Origin of the sequence: Megasphaera sp. UBA4233, from assembly GCF_002395615.1 — a bacterium.
Taxonomy (GTDB): Bacteria; Bacillota; Negativicutes; order Veillonellales; family Megasphaeraceae; genus Megasphaera; species Megasphaera hexanoica.
This window is the reverse complement of the sequence record NZ_DGXL01000030.1, coordinates 33059-54608: the sequence shown is the minus strand read 5'-3', so window position 1 is coordinate 54608 and position 21550 is coordinate 33059. Positions and strand designations below refer to the sequence as shown.

The 21550-nt window shown below is 50.1% G+C and carries 14 protein-coding genes; 2 read left to right on the top strand and 12 right to left on the bottom strand.

All coding sequences use genetic code 11. The features are described from left to right. The 6 genes from B2U90_RS10855 to B2U90_RS10830 all read right to left on the bottom strand — a co-directional run bounded on the left by B2U90_RS10855 (position 1) and on the right by B2U90_RS10830 (position 6269). Complete coding sequence (locus B2U90_RS10855; RefSeq protein WP_292017785.1) at positions 1-1416, bottom strand: radical SAM protein; 1416 nt, start codon at positions 1414-1416, stop codon at positions 1-3. 173 nt (positions 1417-1589) lie between these two features. Beyond that, positions 1590-2462: a vWA domain-containing protein gene (locus B2U90_RS10850; RefSeq protein WP_170087947.1), complete on the bottom strand. Its 873-nt coding sequence runs from the start codon at positions 2460-2462 to the stop codon at positions 1590-1592. Positions 2463-2510: 48 nt separating this feature from the next. Further along, positions 2511-3584, bottom strand: coding sequence for an ABC transporter substrate-binding protein (locus tag B2U90_RS10845; RefSeq protein ID WP_083237048.1), 1074 nt, complete (start codon positions 3582-3584; stop codon positions 2511-2513). 12 nt (positions 3585-3596) lie between these two features. Then, positions 3597-4382: an ABC transporter permease gene (locus B2U90_RS10840; RefSeq protein ID WP_236699613.1), complete on the bottom strand. Its 786-nt coding sequence runs from the start codon at positions 4380-4382 to the stop codon at positions 3597-3599. Next, positions 4379-5206, bottom strand: a complete 828-nt coding sequence (locus tag B2U90_RS10835; RefSeq protein WP_059075490.1) for an ABC transporter permease — start codon at positions 5204-5206, stop codon at positions 4379-4381. Before B2U90_RS10835 ends, B2U90_RS10840 begins: the two co-directional genes overlap by 4 nt. Next, positions 5199-6269, bottom strand: coding sequence for an ABC transporter ATP-binding protein (locus B2U90_RS10830; protein WP_059075491.1), 1071 nt, complete (start codon positions 6267-6269; stop codon positions 5199-5201). Before B2U90_RS10830 ends, B2U90_RS10835 begins: the two co-directional genes overlap by 8 nt. Before the next feature lie 469 nt (positions 6270-6738). Between B2U90_RS10830 and B2U90_RS10825 the strand changes: the two genes are divergently transcribed. Beyond that, on the top strand, positions 6739-8304 hold the full coding sequence (locus tag B2U90_RS10825; RefSeq protein ID WP_059075492.1) for an AbgT family transporter: 1566 nt from the start codon (positions 6739-6741) through the stop codon (positions 8302-8304). A 28-nt stretch (positions 8305-8332) separates the two neighbouring features. Continuing rightward, complete coding sequence (pepT, locus tag B2U90_RS10820; protein WP_292017784.1) at positions 8333-9592, top strand: peptidase T; 1260 nt, start codon at positions 8333-8335, stop codon at positions 9590-9592. 65 nt (positions 9593-9657) lie between these two features. On the opposite strand, the gene B2U90_RS10815 is transcribed toward pepT, so the two are convergent. From B2U90_RS10815 to B2U90_RS10790, 6 genes are all read right to left on the bottom strand, one after another. Beyond that, positions 9658-17274 carry a filamentous hemagglutinin N-terminal domain-containing protein gene (locus tag B2U90_RS10815; RefSeq protein ID WP_292017783.1) on the bottom strand — a complete coding sequence of 2539 codons (7617 nt, stop codon included), beginning with the start codon at positions 17272-17274 and terminating at the stop codon, positions 9658-9660. A 38-nt stretch (positions 17275-17312) separates the two neighbouring features. Continuing rightward, positions 17313-19076, bottom strand: a complete 1764-nt coding sequence (locus B2U90_RS10810) for a ShlB/FhaC/HecB family hemolysin secretion/activation protein (protein WP_292017782.1) — start codon at positions 19074-19076, stop codon at positions 17313-17315. Positions 19077-19860: 784 nt separating this feature from the next. Then, on the bottom strand, positions 19861-20163 hold the full coding sequence (locus B2U90_RS10805; protein WP_292017800.1) for a hypothetical protein: 303 nt from the start codon (positions 20161-20163) through the stop codon (positions 19861-19863). 100 nt (positions 20164-20263) lie between these two features. Then, a complete protein-coding gene (locus B2U90_RS10800; protein WP_292017781.1) occupies positions 20264-20893 on the bottom strand; it encodes a hypothetical protein in 630 nt (209 codons plus the stop codon). A gap of 6 nt (positions 20894-20899) precedes the next feature. Then, positions 20900-21247 carry a hypothetical protein gene (locus B2U90_RS10795; protein WP_292017780.1) on the bottom strand — a complete coding sequence of 116 codons (348 nt, stop codon included), beginning with the start codon at positions 21245-21247 and terminating at the stop codon, positions 20900-20902. Further along, on the bottom strand, positions 21234-21524 hold the full coding sequence (locus B2U90_RS10790; RefSeq protein ID WP_292017779.1) for a hypothetical protein: 291 nt from the start codon (positions 21522-21524) through the stop codon (positions 21234-21236). The genes B2U90_RS10795 and B2U90_RS10790 overlap by 14 nt, the downstream gene beginning before the upstream one ends. Between the last annotated feature and the right edge of the window lie 26 nt (positions 21525-21550).

The window sequence follows — 21550 nt, the reverse complement described above, 5'->3', positions numbered from 1 at the left end:
TCAACCGCATTTCGGTAAGGGGTCTTTCTTTTGTTCTATATCATGTTTTCCTTTTTCCTGGATTTCTTTCCACAGCGTATCTGCTACAGACTGCCACTGTTTCGCATATTCTTTACACTTTGCGCACAGGTGTTCTGCCGATTCCGGCGAAATCAGATCCGTCGATTTCGCCCCGCTCCGTTTGACCATAGCTGCCAGATACTGCGGGTTTTCCAGCATCGGGCACGGACGCAGATGATTGTGGTTAAACGGCTGGCCTTTGGCGTATTCTTTGAACAAAGGCTGCTGCAGACATTCGAGCAGACTCTGGTTCTTGATATTGGCACTGGAATAATGGATGAATACACACGGTTCCACGTCACCATTGGGGTTGATATGGCAATAGTTCCGGCCACCGGCTACACATCCGTCAATATACTGACCGTCGTTCTGGAAATCGATGGCAAAAATAGGTTTACCGCCTTTGACACTGCGGATTTCGCGGACACGGCGTACCATGCAGGCTCTCTGTTCCTTCGTCGGCATCAGGTCTGGTGACGCGTCGTTACCGACAGGCATATAATGGAAATACCAGGTGAAATAAGCGCCCTTACGGATCAGCAGGTCGAGAAAATCATCGGATGTAACCGTTTCAATATTCTTGCGGGTGTAACAGATAGACGTGCCAAAGACGATGCCGTGTTCCCGGAGCAGATCCATGGCATGCATGACCTTATCGAAATGACCGGCACCGCGGCGGCTGTCGTTGACTTCCCGGTATCCTTCGACACTGAGGGAAAAGCTCAGATTGCCTACATCGGTCACTTCATGACAAAAGGCATCGTCAATGAGGGTCCCATTGGTAAACGCATGGAATTCGCAATCGGGATGTTTACGGCAGAGGCGGATGATATCGGCTTTGCGGACGAGTGGTTCCCCGCCGGTCAGCAGATAGAAATGACAGCCCAGTTCCTTGCCCTGGGTCACGATTTTATCCATCACATCGAAGGACAGATTCAGCGTATGGCCGTATTCGGCAGCCCAGCATCCGATACAATGCATATTGCAGGCACTGGTCGGATCAAAAAGAATAGCCCAGGGGATATTACAGTGATATTTCGCTTTTGCGGCATTACGGGCACGGAGCCCATAAAAACCGGCTTCAAATCCCAGATCCATGACAGCCGTTTTGACGATATTCGGGTTGAGCGTGTTCAACGCATGGTCCAAAAAATGGAACCATTTGCCATCTTCATCAATCAGACGGCGGGCTTCTTCAAAGGATTCTTTTTCAAATAAGTCGCCAAAAAGATGTTCCATAACAAAGGACAAGTGTTTCAATGACTTTCTCCGGTCTTCCGGATTTTTTTCTGACATAATGCGGTCTACAATCAATCCTACCGTTTTCTTTTGTACTTCGTGTGTCAATCTTTTCATGGCATTCCATCTCCTCTTTTTGGAAACCGAAATAGCACTTTTCTTTTCACCTATTATTATACGCCTCCCAATGTAAATGTCAAAAGGTTAAAGTTAAAAAGTCAGATGGAGAGTAAAAAATCTGCCCCATGAACCATGATACGGTCACGGGGCACTCTCTTTTCTGCATCCATCTATTTTCCCGGTACGATAGAATTTTTCCAGGGGGATCCGACCAGGCTCGATGTCGCAGCCAGGCTGTGTACCATCTGGGATACGGCCTGATAGTTGGCCTGAACGCCTTTTTCACTATTTTCATAGGTCGCGGCATTTTCTTTCTTGATGCCGATCGTATCCGCTTCCTTTTCAGCATCCATATTGGCACCGATAAAGACAAATTCCCAGCCTTTTTCTTCCTGGGCATCAATCAGTTTCCTGACTTTTTCCTGGTCATAGGTCTGACTGTAGTTTTCCAGTCCGTCCGTGATGATGACAAACAGGACTTTGCTGCCCGTATCATCGATGCCTTTGACCGCTTCTGTTTTTTCGATGGCATCGCCAATAGTATCGTACAATGCCGTCGCGCCACGGACCTTATACGAATCAAGGGTCATATCGGGCACCTCAGAAATCGGCTTACGGTCCGCCAGGATTTCGTGATCACTGCTGAACAGGATGGTCGTCACATTTGTCGGCACCGACAACTGCCGTTCTTTGGCCAGCATGGAATTGTAGCCTTTTACCGTATCTTCTTCCAGGCCTTTCATGGACCCGCTCTTATCGATGAGCAGCACGACTTCCAGATGAGATGCCTGTACAGCCGGTTTTTCCGTTCCAGCCGGTTCTGTCCCGCTCTGAGTTGTCGTCGTTCCTGTCGTCGCAGCAGTGCCCGGTACCGGTACAGTAGACGAAATTCCTGTTTCCTTTAAAACCTGACTGACTGCCGGCACGCTCTTTGCCAGCTGCTGCAGCGTATCCGTCCAGCTGGCCGCCATGACAGCTGGACTCCCCAGCCCCATAAGACAGGCCAGGGCAGCCATAACTTTCAAGTGTTGTTTCATCATCATCACCCTCCTTTACTATGACCTTATTATACCATCCTTTATGTTACAGGTTTAATACACTTTTACCTGTATCCATCCTTCATTGTACATCTTGTCGCCGTCTTCACCGAGATCCTGATACGTTTCCTGTCCTTCGTAAACTTCCGGCGGTGGGAATACGACGGGATTATCCTTATAGTCTTCATCCTCTTCCATTTCCGGAACGGCTGTATTCGGTGTCGAATATGTCAGGTATTCAAAATTTTTAAGGGCAATATCGGGCCGGCTCATGAAGTCGATGAAGGCATGGGCATTTTCTACATGGGCCGCATTTTTAGGGATTACCCACGAATCAATCCAGAGATTGGTCCCTTCTTTGGGCACGACGTAGGCCAGGTCTTCATTTTCCAGCATCATACGCAGGGCTTCTCCGGAAAAGATGACACCCATGGCGGCTTCCCCGGAGACGAGTTTATCTTTGACATCATCGATGCCATACGCCTGGACGAGCGGCTTCTGAGCAATGAGCATATCCCGGGCCTGACGCATTTCATCCGGGTTTGTCGTATTCAGAGAATACCCCAGCCGCTTCAGGGCTACCATATAAGCATCGCGGGGCGAATCCTGCATGAGGATTTCATTCTTATACTTTTCATTCCAGAGAATATCCCAGCTGTCTACAGGATCATCGACCATGGTGCGGTTGTACAGGATTCCAACCGTTCCCCAGCAGTACGGCACGGAATAGATGTTTCCCGGATCGAACGTCTCCGACTGCTTATAAAACACCTGTCCCACGTACTGGCGGGCATTGGGAAGACGGGAGAAATCGAGAGGCTGCAGGAGATCGTGTTTGATCATCTTCTGGATCATGTAGTCCGACGGACAGATGACATCGTACCGTACCGCACCGGCTGCTACCAGGGGATACATACTTTCATTGGTATCGAATTCATCCATGACGACGTGTATCCCCGTTTCTTCTTCAAACTGTTCCAGTGTATCGGGGTCGATATAGTCACCCCAGTTATACACATAAACTACACTATCGCCTTCGGCTTCTTCGTCCTGAAATCCGCAACCCGAAAACGCCAGGATACTCATCAAGAGAGCCAGACAAATAGAGACGATATATATTTTTTTCATGTAACCGCCCCCTTATCGTGCTGACTGGCCTATCTGCATGCGTTTCCGGTTCCAGAACAGGAGAAACGCAAAGACCAGGACAAAGACAAATACCAGTGTGGACAGGGCATACATTTCCGGATGGATCCCCAGTTTCAGTTCGGCATAGATTTCTGTAGGCAGCGTGTCGATGCCGGCGCCTTTGGTAAAGTGAGTAATGATGAAATCGTCGGCCGACATGGTGAAGGCCAGCATAAACCCAGCCAACAGGCTGGGCCGCAGTTCCGGCAGGACTACGCGGCGGAATGCCATCAGCGGTGTTGCCCCCAGATCGCGTGCCGCATCATAGCAGTTGCGGTCCAGAGACAGCATCTGCGGCATGAGACAGAGGATGACGTAGGGCAGATTGAATACGATGTGAGCCATGAGGATGGTACCGTAGCCGAGGCGCAGTCCCAGGCCCAGGAACAGCAGCATGAGGGAAATCCCCGTCACGATATCGGCGTTGAGGAGGGGAATATTGGCAACGCCCATCAAAACGGACCGGCGGCGCCGCCCCATACCGCGCAGAGCCAGACAGGTCACCAGTCCGAGAAGCGTCGCCACGGCCGCGGATGACAAGCCAATGGTAATGGTATTCTGCAGAGCTTCCAGGATGCCTTCATTCTGAAACAGTTCGCCGTACCACTGGAGGGTAAAGCCTGTCCAGTGCCCCCGGTAGCGGCTGGCATTGAACGACTGGGCGATGAGTACGCCGATAGGGGCGTAGAGAAACAGGAAAATCAAAGCTACATAGGCTTTTTTCCAGAGACGCATCATTTCTTCACCTGCCCTTCGCTGCGGTCAAAATAGGCCGTCAGCATCATATTGATAATAATAAAAATCATGAGGACCAGCGATAGTCCGCTCCCCAGATGCCAGTCATAGGCCATGGTGAATTCCTGTTCGACAATATTGCCGATTAAAAGAACCTTATTGCCACCGAGGAGGCCACTGATAAAGAATGTCGTCAGAGACGGAATAAAAACCATGGTAATCCCGCTGATAGCGCCCGGCAGAGACAACGGCAGGATAACCCGCGTAAACGTCTGCCACGAGCTGGCCCCCAGATCCCGGGCTGCAAAGATGACGTTTTTATTGATTTTCGAGAGAGATACATACAAAGGCAGCACCATATATGGCAGAAAATTGTATATCATGCCGATGACGATAGCTGCCGGCGTATTAATGAGCGTCACATCCGGCAGGGACAACAAGCGCAGAAACTGGTTGAGAATGCCATTTTTCTCAAGGATCGTCTGCCAGGCCATGGTAGACAGGAGAGAATTCATCCACATGGGCAGGATAAACAGGAGGAAAATGAGGGCACCGTGACTGCGTTGGCGTTCCGTCAGAATCAGACATAGCGGGTACGACACGAGGAGACAGACCAAGGTACTCACTAGTGCCAGAAGAATAGATAATTCCAGTGCCCTGGCATATTCCCACTGCAGCAGGACGCCCACATTAGCAAGACTCCACTGCCCGTCACCGCCCGTCAGGCCATACCAGCCGACAAATACGAGGGGAACGAAAATAAACAGCGCTGCCCAAAGCAGAAAGGGCAGGGCAAAGAGATGGCGCATGGCCGCAGATTTAATCATTTTCCATCGCCCTTTCATCTTCCGATTCCGGTTTATTCATAATCTGGATATTGAAGGGATCCACCCACAGACTGACCGCATCCCCTGTGTGATAGACACGCGTCGATTTGACCAGCCATTCGATTTTCCCGGCCCGGACGGTGATATTGTAATTCATCCCTTCAAAGATGACCTTGGTCACCGTGCCGTTGAGTGCCCCTTCGCGGACTTTATGAAGTTCGATGTCTTCCGGCCGTATCTGTACATCGACGGGGCGGTTGTTGCCAAATCCCACATCGACGCAATCAAAATCCAGTCCCTGGATACGCACGAGTTTATCGTGGACCATGAGTCCGTCGACGATATTGCTGTCTCCGATAAAATCGGCTACGAACGCATTTTCCGGTTCATTGTAGACGCTTTCCGGCGTACCGATCTGCTGGACATAGCCCTGATTCATGACGACGACTGTATCGGACATACTCAGGGCTTCTTCCTGGTCGTGGGTAACAAAGACGAAGGTAATGCCCAGTTCCTTTTTTATTTTCATGAGCTCCAGCTGCATACTGCGCCGCAATTTGCGGTCCAGCGCACTGAGTGGTTCGTCCAAGAGAAGTACCCGCGGTTCGTTGACGATGGCCCGGGCGATAGCAACCCGCTGCTGCTGGCCACCGGATAAATCGACAATATTGGCATGTTCATAGCCATCGAGATTGACTAGTTTCAGGGCATACCGGATTTTGTCCTTGATATAATCGCGGGATTTCCCATGAATTTTAGGGCCAAACGCGATATTTCCGGAAACGTCCATATGCGAAAAAAGTGCGTAATTCTGAAAAACTGTATTCACCTGGCGGCGATTGGGCGGTACGTGGGTAATATCCTGACCATCAAACAGGACAACACCTGTGTCGGGTTCTTCAAACCCGGCAATAAGCCGCAATGTCGTCGTTTTGCCGCAGCCACTGGGACCCAGCAGCGTCACGAATTCATTTTCATAAATCGTCAGATCAAGTCCGTCCAGTACGAGATGACCATCAAAGGACTTTGATACGCCCTGCAAATGAATCAATTCTTTTTTCATTTCCTATTGTTTCCTCCCGTCTCACAGGTCCGCATAATACATTCACCTTAACTGTATTATTCTACCAAAGAAAGGGAACGTTGGGCAACCGCCATTTTTTCATTTCCATCCCCATTTTTCGATTTTTATTTTTATTTTCTATGCTATTCTATAGTTATTATTTATAAAAAATAGATCATAGAGTCTTACGATTGTTAAATAATTTTTATCGCATTTTTACGTTTTAAATTTTGTAAATTTCATGTAAAATTTTCTTTCTAAAACAAATACGCTATAGGTTATACGTTTAAATTTATTTATAAAAAAGTATATTCTAAAAAATAATACTTGTCATAATTATACTTCATGCATTTGTCTTATTATATAGGACATGGTATACTGAATAAGCTGAATACGATCGTATATATATAGCACTGCAGCTGCACCCCATCTATGGATATCCAACATACAAGAAGGAGTGCTTATTCCTATGCCTAACACAACCCCTGAAACCGTACAGCCCCAGAAAGTCGGAGGATTCCTCGGCTGGATTGAACGAATCGGTAATAAAATCCCTGATATCACCATGTTATTTATCGCCGCATTCTTCATCACTTGTATCGTTTCCATGATTTTTTCGTACTTTACGTTCGATTATGTCAACCCGGCGACAGGCAAGCAGATTGCCATCACTAATATGCTCAGCCCGGCGTCACTGGTCACTCTCATGACCAAGATGGTCACTAATTACTCTGGTTTCCCGCCCCTCGGCATGGTTATCGTAGCCACTCTGGGTATCGGCATCGCTGACGGATCCGGCTATATCAACACGGGCCTCAAAAAAATCCTGACGGTAACGCCGAAATTCCTGCTCACGCCGATTGTCATCGTCGTCGGTATGCTCAGCCATCTGGCACCGGATAGCGGCTACATGATTATCATCCCTATTGCGGCCTATCTCTTCTATGCATCGGGCAAACACCCGCTTTCCGGCGTCGCCGCATCTTTTGCCGGTATCGCCGGTGCCTTTGCGGCCAACTACACACCGTCGGCCATCGACCCGGTCATCCAGGGCTTTACCCAGATGGCCGCCCAGATTATCGATCCGACCTATGAAGTCAATGTTCTCTGCAATTATTTCTATGCCGTCGGCTCTACCTTTGCCGTCATCGGCTCCTGCTGGTGGATTACGGAAAAAATCACAGAACCATGGTGCTGGAAAGCCTGTCCTCTCGACACCGACATCGACGTATCGGAAAGTGCCATGACAGCTATTACCCCCAAAGAAAACCGCGCTTTCTATATCGCTTCCTTTGTCCTCATCGCCATGCTCGCCGGCCTCTTCCTGAGTCTCATGCCGGCCGACTCGATCTGGCGTGATCCTCAGGGGAATCTGGCCAGCTTCAAAGCGCCGGTCATGCAGTCTATCGTCGCTATCATCTTTATGCTCTGTGCCGTCACGGGTATCGTATACGGTATCATCAGCGGTAAATTCAGAAGTTCCAAAGATTTCACCCATTCCATGGAAGAAATCACCAAGACGCTGGTACAGCTTATCGTATTCTATTTCTTCGCTGCCCAGTTCATGTATGCCTTCGGTGCTTCCAATCTGGGTGCTCTCATCGCCGTATCCGGTGCGGAATTCCTGAAGTCCCTGGCTCTGCCGCCGCAGATTACGATTTTCGGGGTCATCGTCTTCGTCGCCCTTCTCAATCTGCTCATCACATCGGCATCGGCAAAATGGTCCATTCTGGCGCCGATTTTCGTACCGATGCTCATGTCTGTCGGCATTGCCCCGGAACTGACCCAGGCCGCATTCCGCGTCAGTGACTCCGCCGTCAACGTCTGCACACCGATGTTTGCTTTCTATCCCCTGATTATCATTTATTGCCAGAAATATTACAAAAAAACCGGCGTCGGTACCCTGAGCAGTATGATGCTTCCTTATACCGGTGCCCTGCTCGTAGCCCTGACCATCATGTTGTACCTCTTCTGGTGGTTCAATATTCCTCTCGGCTTCCAGGCAGATTATGTATATCCCCGCCAGATGTTCTAACGGGATATAGTAAAGGAGGAACTATCCTATGAATCCATTACAAGAAGAAATGATGCATCGTTTTTGCCGCTATGTCCGCATTCCGTCTCAGAGCAAGCCCAATGGCGGCACGCAGGTTCCCAGCACGGAATCGCAGTGGGATATGGCCCGTACGCTCATGAAAGAATGTGAAGACATGGGGCTCATCGATCTGTCTCTGTCAGATAAATGCGTCCTTACAGGCTGTCTCCCTGCCCACACTGAACCGGGCTGCGACCGCAAGATTCCTGCCGTCGGCTTCTGCGCCCATCTGGATACAGTCGATGTAGACCTGTCTCCTGTCGTACATCCCCAGCTCGTCGAACATTACGACGGCAGTGACATCGTCCTCAACGCAAATAAAAACATCGTCATGACCGTCAGTGATCATCCGGAACTACGCGACTACGTCGGCCAGGACCTGATCACGACAGATGGCACCAGCGTCCTCGGGGCAGATAACAAAGCCGCCATCACCAACGTCATGACGGCACTGCACACCCTGACCACCCATCCGGGCCTGTATCACGGCGATATCTACGTCGCCTTTGTCCCCGACGAAGAATGTGGTCTCTTCGGCTCGAAGAATATGGACTTTTCCAAATTCCCTGTCGATTTTGCCTACACCATAGACAGCTGTGCCCTCGGGGAAATCGTCTACGAAACATTCAACGCCGGTTCGGCCACAGTTACCATTCACGGTGTCAGCGCCCATCCCATGAGCGCCAAGGGCAATCTGGTCAACCCGACGCTCCTGGCCTGCGATTTCATCAATATGTTCGACCGCAGCGAAACGCCGGAATGCACAGAAGGAAAAGAAGGGTACATCTGGTGCCAGGCCGTAGAATCCAATCAGTCCAAAGCCGTTGTCAGCCTCAATATCCGCGACCACAGCAAAGAAAAATACGAAGAAAAGAAACGGCGTATTGCTGCCAACGTGGAAAAGCTGAAACAGATGGAACCGCGGGCTTCCATCATCTGCGAAATGGAAGATACCTATGGCAATATTGCCGACGCCATTACCGATGACAATCACAAGGCCATCGACTACATTTTCGATGCATTCAAGGAATTGCAGATTCAGCCCAAACCCATTGCCATGCGCGGTGGTACGGATGGTTCCTTTATCTCTACCAAAGGCATCCTCACGCCAAACTACTTTACAGGCGGCCTGAATTTCCATTCCCGTTATGAATTCCTGCCCCTTCCCAGTCTGGAAAAATCCTATGAAGTCACGATGAAACTCATTGACCTCATTTACAAAGGATAACTGTTATGATAAAAAAACTGCCGCACGAAGCAAATTTGCTTCGTGCGGCAGTTTTCGTATTACTACTATACGACAGGATCCGCAAAATATACATATACACCTTTGAGCCGTACGAGGTCGAGACCCATTTCTGTAAAAGCTGCGTGGATTGCCTTTTCAGAAAGTGATACGTTTTTCTTTGCATCACCGGCTTTGACGACGTATTGTGCCCCGTCATCAAGTGGATAAATCCGCAGGGTTACTCCATCATAATCGAGACGGAACATACCACTGCCATCTTCTGTCTGTATGTTCGTTTTGATGGAACGGCTGTGCAGCTGAGGCTGTACCGGTTCCGTGAGGCGCATGCCCGTCGGCGAAAGCTTCGTTGTTTCTCCCGCCTGGGAAACACCATAGGTGCCATACTGTTTGACTGTATTGTCCTGAACACGGAAAATCGGCATAGAAATTTCTATTTTGTGCTGTGGCCGGCCACCCTCACGGTTCCAAACATCCTGATTCGTAATATCCGGTTTGGTCTGAACAATCTGCAATGTCGCATCTCCACCGGAAACGAGATAGTTCTTCAGAAAATCAGGACCGCTGAGGAATGTTCCAAAGGAATATGTACCTGGCCAGTTTGTCCGTGTATTGCCATTGAGATAGCCATGACCATAGTCACCATAATCATAGCTCAGACCTCCCGGCTGATCCCCGTTGGTCAGGCCCGTAACGCGGGACCGGGTCGTCCGTACTACACCGTACTGGGTGAATACGTCATCCGTATCAATACGGAGGGGGGCTTTATTTACGATGATGTCCCCTTCGATGGTGACGATGTAGTTCTTCCGGGCATCACTGCCATTTTCATGGACGATACCGCCACCATCCGATTCCATGTCATTGTAATACGTCCCGGCATCGGCCGTAGTCCGGCCGGCCCGGTTGGTTTCATACGCTCCGCCAGCCTTCGGCGTCATGGTCAGGCCAACCGTAGAAATAGTATCCCCGTTCACCAGATTGGGATTGGACGATTCCGTAAAGGTTGTCTTATCCGAGCCATAAGTCTGAATCATGTCGTTGGTAACTTTGATGGCTACCGGTGTCAGAGTAACCGTACCGGCCTTATCCAGCACCACTTCGTAGTTGTCCAGGGACTTATTGAAGTCCGTCGCAATGCCATAGCTGTCCAGGCTGCCATCCGTCTTGTACTTTACATCGTTGGTCCGGTCCTTACTTACGAGAGCGCCAGATGTGTTGGTGATACCGATTTTAGACGTCAATTCAACCAGGCTGTCCCCGTTTTTTTCACCCTTGACCGTAGTAGCACTATCCAGATCCTTCTGAACTGCCCCGGCATCCCCATAGGCTTCCGTATAGTCGCCAGTGAACAGATGCAGTGTGGCTTTGTTGATGGTGGCATTGCCGTTTTCGATCTCGATGTTGTAGTTGTCCAGTGTCTGGTTGGTAGACCCTTCCAGGTAGTATGGCCCGCCGTTCACCGTCTTGGTCACCTTGCCGGCCTGTTTTTCCTCTGCGGAAGCATCGCCCGTATTGGTATAGGTGATATTGCCCGTGCCGTACGTCTCATCGAGGGCACTCGTCACCACGCCTGAGCCGTCCCCGTTGGTCAGGCCTTCGATACTGCTGGTATCATAACCATACTTGCTGGTATCAAAAGCTGTACCATAAGTGGTGGAAACATCGTTGAGCTTCACCTTCACAGTAGCTTTGTTTACCGTGGCCGTACCGGTCAAATCAGAGTTTTCCTTATCGATTTCATAGTTCTGAGCCGTATCACCCTTCAGGGTAAACGTTCCTGTCAGACCATAGTCTCCTGCATTCTGGGTCTTGACAGCGGAATTGTTGGGATCAGACTTTTCTCCGCCATTGGAATAGGAAACTTCAATTTGATTGTTCCTTACGTTGTCCTCTGAATCCCCATTGGTGTTACCAGCCAGAGTATAACTGTACGTATTGGGATCAAAAGCAGTTCCGTAGGCAGTTTCCGTATTCCCCACCTTCAGGGTCAGTTTGGCCTTTTCCACCGTGGAAGTCCCCGGGTTCACCACTTTGATGTTGTAGTTGTCCAGGTTCTTGGAGGTGCTGCCGGTGATCTGGTAACTGCCTGCGTTCTGGGTCTTGACATTTTCGTTATTGGAATCGGATTTTTCCCCGCCATTCACATAAGTAAAATCACTGTCCTGGAGGACATCGGTGATGGCCGCTGCGGCATCCCCGTTGGTCAGCCCCTGCAGATCCGCCGCATCCTTTTTGTACCCATAGGTACTGCTTTCAAAAGGTGTACCGTACGTAGTAGAGACGTCTTTCAGGGTCAGGGTCAGATCCGCTTTATCCACGGTGGAATTGGCCCCGTCAATGATCACCTTATAATTCTGCAGTGTCTTCTCCGTAGTCCCGGTCAGTTTGTATCCTGTGCCTGCGTTTTGGGTCTTTACATTCTCATTGTCCGGATCCGTAGCGTCCCCGGTATTGGTGTAGGTGATATCCCCGTTGCCAATGGTTTTCGTCACCACTTCCGTGCTGTCCCCGTTGGCCATCGCCAGCTGGCTGGTATCGTAGCCGTACTTGCTGGTGTCGAAAGCCGTGCCGTAGGTGGTGGATACGTCGTTGAGCTTCAGATGGATTTCTGCCGGGGTGACTTCAGCCTTGCCGGCATTCACGGTCCCGATTTCGTAGTTCTGCGCCGTATCCCCGCTGAGCGTGAAGGTTCCCATCAGATTGTAGCTGCCCACATTCTGGGTCTTTACCTTGTCATTGGCCGCATCGGATTTCTCCCCGCCATTGGTGTATGTAACGGAGATCTTGTTGTGTTCTACATCCTCTGCCGTATCCCCGTTGGCATTGCCTTCCATGGTATAGCTGTACGTATTGGGATCAAAAGCAGTTCCGTAGGTGGTTTCCGTATTCCCCACCGTCAAGGTCAGTTTGGCCTTTTCCACCGTAGATTTGCCGTTGGTGATATGGACGGTATAGTCAGAGAGTTCCTTGCTGGCAGCCCCCTGGAGTTCATAACTCCCGGCATTCTGAGTCTTCACCTTGTCGTTGCTGGTATCAGTTTTCGCCCCGGTATTGGTGTAGTTGAGGAATTGATCTCCCAGTACAGACTGGGTATCCCCGTTCACCAGTCCGCCTTTTGCCGTATCAATGGTGTAGGTATACTTGTCCATGTCAAAGGCTGTCCCATAGGTGGTAGACACATCCCCCACCGTCAGGTAGAGATCCGCCGGGTTCACCGTGATGGTGCCACTGCCGGTGACCTCATAGTTGGCAGAAGCATCGCTGCCATCGCTAGCCTTTACCTCTGCACTGGAAGTCAGATATTGGTCTTCATATTTGCCTACATGGGCCGTATCGTTGCTACCCTTGCTGTCAGCATAAGTACCATCAGTAGAAATGGTATACTTGATATCGCTATCAGTCAGAGTATCTCCGTTTACCAGCTGGGTTTTGTCGTAAGAAGGCGTCCCGCTCTTCACCGTGGAGTTGCCATAAGTCTGGGTACCATCGGTGTTGATGGTCAGTGTCTTCCGGAGGATTTCGATATCCCCATTGACCGTTTTCAGGTCATATCCGTTCAGCGCCTTGGCCCCATTTTCCTCCACATTGAATACATAGAAGGCCCTGTTCCCATCAGAAGCTGTCTTGTCTTCGTCCCCCTGGGTCCGGGTGGCCCCTGCTGCCGCCCCATCACTGGAAACAGCCACAGCATTCGTTCCGGTTTTGTTTCCATCGGAACTGGTCACGTAGGTCAGATAATCGGCTTCATTGAAATTGCTGAACTGGGTCACATCGACATCCTTGCCGGTGGAATCCGTATAGGTGGCCGAGGTGATCAGCAGATCCCGCAGTTGGTCATCGGTAAGGGTATCCCCGTAGGTTTTCTTCTGGCTGCCTCCGGAAATGGTGATCACCGGGGTTACCTGGAAGATGAACTTGTTGCTGCTGGTATCAGTATAGTCCGTCAGTGTGTTCTTGGAGCTGTTTGTATTCACCGTAGTGTTGGAGCCGGATTTCGCCGTCCACTGGGCATTGGTGCTGCTGTTCAGATTGCTGCCCAGGCTGGTGCCATAGTCGCTGGGGGAATTCACATAGACCTGCCAGGTGCCTCCGGTGCCGGTGGTGATGGCAGAAGTACCGGTGGTGCTGTTCACCAGAGAGCCCTGGCTGCCCTGGGCATCGACCACCACAGCGCCTTTTGCCGTGCTGGCCGCAGCCAGGGTGCCCTCTGTGGCATTGCCATTGTAATCCACGCCGGCGCCCAGGGTGATCTTACCGGTCTTCCCGGTGGAAGTCAGACTGATCTTGCCGCCGTTCAGGGTGCTGTCACTATCTGTATAGCCGTCGGATTCCACGCCGTGGACGGTAAGGTCACCGGCTGATTTGATGGTTACACTGTCCAACTGGAAGGCGGTGTTCTGGTATCCATCGCTGCGGGTGGTGATGTCACTGGCAGAAGCGGTGGTATCCGTGGTGCCGGAATGGATTTCCCCGCCTACCGATACGGTACCCCCGGAAATGTAGACCCCATGGTCCGCATAAACAGTGCCGTATTTATAGTTTGTGGCTTTATTGTTTTCATTCCCGATGGTCACGGCCCCGGTGCTTTCAATGTTCACCGTATCCAGAGCCTTGCCTTTCCCGATATCCCCTTCCAGGCTGACAGCGCCGCTGCCGGCTTTGATGTTCAGGCTGGAATTGGCCAGGTTGGTCTCCTTGATAAAGCCCACGGTGGTATCCCCGCCCATGGCCGCATCGTCCCACTTGCCGGTGGTGCCAAACCCTACGGTCAGGAACGGTGCACTGTTGTCCGGCTGGGAACGGGTCTTGTTCCCGTCTTTATAGGTATCCCAGTTCACATACCCATAAACGGCTTTCCCATAATTCCCGCTCTGCCAGTTAGAACCAGCATTGCTGTAGAATTGGGTCCCCTTGCCATTATTGGCTTCCCCTTCCGGGCCGGTGACCCAGTACATGCCGTCCTGATAGGTAGGATCGTCGGGCATGCCGTAAAAGGAATAAGGATAGAGCTTGTCGTTGGTGCTGCTGTTGGAACCCTTTTTGTTCAGTACGCCGGAACCCCGGCCACCGGCCCAGAGGATCTGCTGGCCGTTAGGCGTGGTCAGGGAGTTTTCCAGGATGGTGGTAATGGTGGCCAGGTAGGAATCCCCTGCAGCCGAACCGCCTTTGGTATTTCCCTGGGCCAGTTCCTTGGATGCAAACCAGTTGGTAGCCAGGAGATGGCTGATGTCGTCCTTGATATTGGCGTAAAGAGTCTGTCCGTTCAACGTGGTATCGGTGCTGGCCGTACCATTCGTGAAGCTTTCAACAGCCGCGGTCAGATAGGTTTTTAAATCGGCTGTGGTCATGGTTTTTCCGGCCGAATTTTGTACAGAAGTAGTAGTCTTACCGCCACTTGTAGCAGTTACCACCTTAACCCCACTGCTCTGGCTGATATATCGATTGGCAAAGTTAGCTGCGTTATAGGTGAGCTGGTAATTCAGCCATTGTTCCAAGGTCATTTCGCCTTTGGTGAGGACGATGGAAGCATATCCCGTCCCCGCACTTGTGCTGACGCTGGTGGAGCTCCCGTCTCCCAGCCAGCGGACATTCTGGGTATTGGCTTCAGAGAAGGTGTAATGGGGCTGTCCATTGCTAAAGCTCTGGGCGTCTGTGGTGTATTGATAAGTCCCGTCTGCATTCTTCACATAGTTGCCGCTGGTGTCTTTCACATAGTTAACACCCTGGTAATGATAGGCCGGGACCGTACCTTTTTCCAGGTATTTTTCCACCGTCTGTTCCACCAGGGTATTCCAAGTGTCCGTCCCGTATACATAGGCCCCATAGCTGTTCCCGGAGTTGATGATCCCGGTGGCCGTCACATCTCCGCCCCCGGAATCCAGGGTCAGAGTTCCCCCGTTGAGGCCGATGGCGATTTCCCCGTTAAGGGTGATCTTCCCGCCGCTGGTCTTGATCATCCGGTCATCCTTTGCCCCATCCGCTGTACCGCTGCTGTCCACATGGCCAAAATAGGTACCGACCGTATGGCCCGCAGGATCTGCCTTGCCGCTAAGGGTACCTTTTCCATATCCTTTGGTATTTGCAGAATCACTGGTATATTTCACCGTCCCGCCGGAAGCGGATGTAAAATATCCCCCGTTAGTGTTGATATCCGCATTGATGATTACGGCACCGATTTGGTCCCCGTTGCTGTCCGCATTCAATACCACATTCAGTTTATTGGACGTAGAGGAGATATTGCCATTGACGGTGATGTTCCGCATTGCATCCAGAGTAAAGGTGGCATCGTCTCCTGCCGTCTTATCGATATCGTTTTTTACGATGATATTGGCCGATCCGTTAGTGGCCGCTGCCTGGATGGTCACATTCGTACCCGCATTCAGCATTTTTTCCACCATATCAGTGGAAATCCAGGTTACAGCACTGTTTACGGAAGAAGCATTGGCGGTGGTGGCATCGGGGTCGTTGTAGCCGATGGAAGCACTGCCCTTGGTGAAATCAGAATCCGCGGCGGTTTTCTTTTCCGCATTGTCATAATTACTTGTCGTTGTGGGATCACTGTCGGCGATAATTACGTCCAGCGGATCCAGCAGCCATTCCCCTGCCTTGCCGCTGACGCCTTTTGCATCGATTGTGAGATTATCCCCCAGGTTCAGCACGTCGCCGGAGGTTTCGATTTTGCCGCCGTCCACATCACCGCGGGCGAGGAGGTTTGTCCCGTCATGGACGATGGTCTTTTCACCGATGACTTTGATATTTCCTGCGTCCTGGCCTTTTTCCGTACCGGAAGCGTCCAAGGTTCCACTAACATCGACCTGTCCATGTTCTCCGCCGTCGAGAATGATCTGGCCTTTTTCATTTTTACGCAGCGTCTTAGCTTCAATGGTGCCGCTGTTGTTGACGACCGTGCTCAGGACATCGCCGGCACTTTTAGCCGTCATGACGACGTATCCGCCATCGGCTTTGAGCGTACCGCTGTTGAGAGATTGTGCCCGTGCCAGCGTACCATCGACAGTGAAATTCAGTTTGCCATCAGCATCACTGGACAGATTCAGATTCTTTGCTGCCGTAAGAGCTACCATACCGCCATCACTGACAATGGTACCACTGTTTTCTACGTTTGACGCATGAAGAGCGACCAGACCGCCCTGGGCCTTGATGATTCCTTCATTGATAACAGCCGCATTGTTTTCATTATCGACAGCGAGATTCAGGGAATCCTGGCTGCTGCCGAAGCGATTCATCGTGTCATCAGAGAGACGGGCCGTCGAAGCGACTAGTCCTCCTACATCGACACTGGCATTTTTACCAAATACGACACCATTAGGGTTGACCAGAAAAACATGTCCATTGGCATTCAGGTTCCCTTCGATCAGGGACTGCTGGCCACCGGTAACCCGGTTCAGTGATACGGCATTCTTATCAGGTTGTGTATAACGAACTGTTTCATTTTTAGCTATATCAAACTGCGTCCAGTCAATAGCCATGCGGTTGCTATTCTGTTGAACCGTCATCGTTTGTCCTTGTTCTACAATGGACCCATTGCCGGACCGGATGGTTCCGCCCGAAGGCATAGCCTGTACAGAGCCACCCAGCGCCATGGCCAGGAGGACCATGCCAGTCAGCCGATGTTTCCATTGGTTTCTATTTCTATATCTCATATATATCCGCTTCATTCCTTTCTTATATATACATATTCTTAGAAATATACGCCTGTGCGGAGCCAGAATTGTCCATTGCTATGGCGTGTATCACTGACCGGTTCTTCGGAACCCAGTTTCCATGCATAATCAGCCCGGACAAACCAGTCTTCATGACGGGACCAGATAAGCCCCAGACCGATGCCCTGCAGATTGCGGTGGTTTTTGGCACCAGGATTCAGACTGCTGTCCTTATTGATCCAGATGCCGCCGTGTTCCAGATAAGCGGCCAGCTGCAGCTGCTGGTCATTCTTCTTGATAGGCAGCTGCCAACGCAGTTCAGCCCGTGTCAGATATCCCGTATCGCCGGAGGCTTCACTGGTCGGATAAGCCCGTACGCCGTACGGCCCGCCGAGATAGAAATGTTCGGACGAATCCAGGTTGGAAAAAGCATACTGGCCCCGTGCTGTCAGGAGCAGATACAGGCGGCTGTTGATATTCTGATGTCGTTCGATATACCCCCGCATTTTTTCATATGTTCCCGTCGTCCGGGGGCTGTTGGCCAGAAGCGGAACAAAAGGATTGGATGAATTATACAGTGCATCGTTGGTGATGTGCCCCCATTTATAATCAACACGCCAGTTCGTGAACCCTTCATTATCCTGGCTGTCCCCGTACAGGGAGAACACGGCTGCGTTCCCCGTCTTATCTCCATAGGTTGCATCCCACAGGCGGTATTCATCTTTCATACGGCTGTGTTCGTATCCGATGCCGGCATAAAAATTGTGCAGCCGGCTGCGCTGGATGGCATAATCAAATCCGATGGAAGCCACGCGGGACTGGCCTACCCCGTCGAGATAGGAAAATTCATCTCCCAAATCATAACTCATGACGTTGTAACCGACAGTCATGCGCAGGCCATCGGTCAGGACAGGAATCGTATAATTGGCACCCCAGTCGAACATCTTGCGGCCGGAAGTAGCGATGCCCGTGTTCAGATGATCCCCTTCGTGGGCCAGATTGGTAAAATCATAATTGACACCATACTGGTTATACCCCATGGAGCGGCTGCCATAGTTATCAGCCGTTGCCAGACCGTGTTTTGTCTTGTATGGATCGACATCGAGCAGGACATGAACCGTTCCTGGTTCACTGCCCTGGCTGAGCGTTACCTTGGCGTCTGCATCAGCCAGATCCGACAAGAGCCAGACGGCCCGTTCCAGTCCGGCCCGGGTAACGTAATCACCCTTTTTCAGGAACCCAATCTGCCGCTGTATGGCTGCGTCGTTGATTTTCGTATGATTTTCAACAGTTACCCCGTCAAGCCGTCCCACTTGCACGACATAGGTCACAGTCCCCTGGTCTACCTGCTGTTGCGGCAGATAAGCCCGTGCGACAAGATAGCCATGGTCACGAAAATATTTCGTGAGTACATCAGCCCCGCCCTGCAGCTGGGCAAAAGTGAGGTCTTTTCCCTTATTGTCCGCCAGCAGTGCCTGCAGCGTCTGTTCGGGATAGATATCCTGCCCGGTAATCTTGAATTCCCGGACGGGAAGGGTGACCTCTTTTCCCTCAATAGCCGATGATGTTCCCTGTTCAGGCGTCTGTACCTTGATATTTTTCGATGCTTCAGGAATGGTCAGTGCGCGCTGCCGGTCCCGCCATTCATTCTGCAGCATACCTGCATCAGCTTTGCGTGGCGTATCCCGCAGTCCTTCCGGCAGACCAGCCGGGATGGCCGCTTGTATACAGACAGCTTGAGCAGCTCCCAAAACAGCAGCTGCTATGATGATTCTAATTTTTCTGTTGTGACTCCTTCTCACAAAAAAATCCCCCTATACGTTGTCAAAACATCATGTATATAGCAATCAATAAATATAAATTATCAACTTGTAATCTATTTTTCTTATTCTACTTTCATATTATATAACAATATTTATTAGAATTCCATGATTATTCGTAATGTTAAATTTATTTTATAAAACGATAAAATAAAATATAATTATAAAAAACACAATGTTTTAAACGCAACTCAATCGTTCTAATATAAATACATTATGTTTATTTACTGTACCATATTCACTATCTTTTCCGTCTGGATATGGAAAACTGTTCTTTTACGTCTGTGTCCTACATCCGTTTGAGACACATATAAAAAATGTGCCCTGATGACAACAGGAACACGAAACACACCAGTGACATACTCATTCAGTATACTTGCCGAAGCCGGCATCTCTCAAATCCATCATAAAATATCACAAAATCCCAAATAGAGAATACCTATATTTATTTCGTGATAATATGCGATACGAAAATATTTTTATAAACACAAAAACGGCCCTGTACTAAGCGATTTATGTATCGCTACATATCGTACAGAGCCGTTTCATTGCTTTGGCGGAGAGAGAGGGGATGCACTGATTTACTTGATGATACAGGCGTTTCCATATATATAATGTATATATAGGGAACTAATAGGGAATTAATTGAACCAGAAAAGCAACTCATTGAGTTGCTTTTTATTTTACAGCAAGACCAACTAACAGGATACCAGCCGCCGCGGCCCAAGTATCACGCTGACGCTTTGCTACTGCGTACTTATGGCTTTCAGCGTTGATTTGCTCGGTCAACGTCTCTAAAGACTCGCTCTGCTGTGTTAATAGCGTCTGTGTCTGACTGATTGAGCTTTGAGAGTTCTGTATTTGTGTCTGTGATATCGTCAGCTGCTCGTTGAGCGTTTTGATTTGCGTCTGCTGCGTCCTGATTAGCTGTTCGCGCTCGATCGAGTTCCGTTTGAGCGTCTCTATTGAGCTCTTGAGCGTTTCGTATTGTTGCACGGACATTGTCACGGTCGCCCCGCTCCAGGTTGTCGTAGTGCCGGCACAAAAGCCAGCCGCCGGCACCAGCCACAGTAATGAGCAAAACAATAAGAATAATAAGGATCTTTTTATTTCCAGCAATCTTATCAACCTCCTCTTTCAGCTGCGGAAGATACAAAATGGATCACCTCCTATAAACGCGACAATGCATCATGCATTTCACTGTCGAAACGGTTGTTCAAGCTGTCCCGTAGCGACGAACTGTTCCATTCCGGGGTCTTGCATACGCTGTATACGGCCACGATGAAATCGTAGTCGTATTCCGGCGAGTCGATATAGCTTAAATTTGGATAGCCTTCATAATTCCCCGATTGCACGTTCCACATGCAGTGGACGGCTTCGTTCCACATGTCGAGGATGTTCCCGACGCCGTATTGCACAGCCCGGCTCCATACGACGTCCTTCAAAACGTCGTGGTGGTTCTCGATATGCCAGTAGTTGTCCGCCAGAATCTGTACAGTCGGGTCATAGTACGCCGCTTTGACGTACTCATGCTGTGCTTGTGCAAATCCGTCGCTGTCACTAGCGGCAATGTTACGCCATGCCTCATCGAAACTATCACTATATAAAGGGTATGCGTTGAGTTGTTCGCCGTACTGTGGATAGTTATCGTTCAGCCAGCTGACGAACTGCCCTAAACTTCCGGCATTTGAGCTGAACTGATACATACCGTAAGATTTTCCGCCAGGGTCGCCATAGCCATCACTGATGCAAGCCGGGTCCCCATTACTTTCGTATTGTGCGCTTAAATCGCCTAACATAGTTAATCATCCTTTCATTTTTTCTGTACTGTTTGACACTGTGGGCGTGTTTTGCGTAGCCGTTGGCATGGAGTATCTTGCCGAATTAAAACGGCTGTCATAGCCATATTTTGTCCATGCCGCTTTGGCTAATCCTACAATCGTAGCTATACCACCGCCGACGGCCGTCACGCCGCTCCAACAGCTCGTTAGCTCAAAATGTGTACCTCTCAATGCGTTGCTCCAATAGCCAAAAAGCCAGCTGAATAAAACAAGAAATAAAAAAATCATCATCACAATGCTCATGATGATGATCAGCTGCAGCCAGTGCTTTTGCCCCCACCGGCCTAATGTAATTATTTTATTTTTCATCATCCACCTCCTGCATGGCCATGACTTTATTATATATCGATGTCATGACGCCATTTTTTCCAAGTGCGTGATAGCACTCATACATGTTAGCAAAGGATTGTTTTTCTGACACGGTACAGCCGCGCTTCCGGAATGCGTTATACACTGTAAGCATGTCATATCGTAGGATGGCCTGCACGCCGCGACGGAGTGCGCGCTCGCTACAATACCGGCCGTATAGATAGGTAGCGCCCCCCGTTATAATAGATATAGCCAGACTCGTTGCAATCTGTTCAAGCATTTTACACTTCCCCCCCCCTGTCCTAG

What these genes read in the sequence shown, in the direction of transcription:
- B2U90_RS10855 (WP_292017785.1), bottom strand. Translation starts at nt 1,416, where the DNA reads ATGAAAAGATTGACACACGAAGTACAAAAGAAAACGGTAGGATTGATT.
- B2U90_RS10850 (WP_170087947.1), bottom strand. Translation starts at nt 2,462, where the DNA reads ATGATGATGAAACAACACTTGAAAGTTATGGCTGCCCTGGCCTGTCTT.
- B2U90_RS10845 (WP_083237048.1), bottom strand. Translation starts at nt 3,584, where the DNA reads ATGAAAAAAATATATATCGTCTCTATTTGTCTGGCTCTCTTGATGAGT.
- B2U90_RS10840 (WP_236699613.1), bottom strand. Translation starts at nt 4,382, where the DNA reads ATGATGCGTCTCTGGAAAAAAGCCTATGTAGCTTTGATTTTCCTGTTT.
- B2U90_RS10835 (WP_059075490.1), bottom strand. Translation starts at nt 5,206, where the DNA reads ATGATTAAATCTGCGGCCATGCGCCATCTCTTTGCCCTGCCCTTTCTG.
- B2U90_RS10830 (WP_059075491.1), bottom strand. Translation starts at nt 6,269, where the DNA reads ATGAAAAAAGAATTGATTCATTTGCAGGGCGTATCAAAGTCCTTTGAT.
- B2U90_RS10825 (WP_059075492.1), top strand. Translation starts at nt 6,739, where the DNA reads ATGCCTAACACAACCCCTGAAACCGTACAGCCCCAGAAAGTCGGAGGA.
- pepT (WP_292017784.1), top strand. Translation starts at nt 8,333, where the DNA reads ATGAATCCATTACAAGAAGAAATGATGCATCGTTTTTGCCGCTATGTC.
- B2U90_RS10815 (WP_292017783.1), bottom strand. Translation starts at nt 17,274, where the DNA reads ATGAGATATAGAAATAGAAACCAATGGAAACATCGGCTGACTGGCATG.
- B2U90_RS10800 (WP_292017781.1), bottom strand. Translation starts at nt 20,893, where the DNA reads ATGTTAGGCGATTTAAGCGCACAATACGAAAGTAATGGGGACCCGGCT.
- B2U90_RS10795 (WP_292017780.1), bottom strand. Translation starts at nt 21,247, where the DNA reads ATGATGAAAAATAAAATAATTACATTAGGCCGGTGGGGGCAAAAGCAC.
- B2U90_RS10790 (WP_292017779.1), bottom strand. Translation starts at nt 21,524, where the DNA reads ATGCTTGAACAGATTGCAACGAGTCTGGCTATATCTATTATAACGGGG.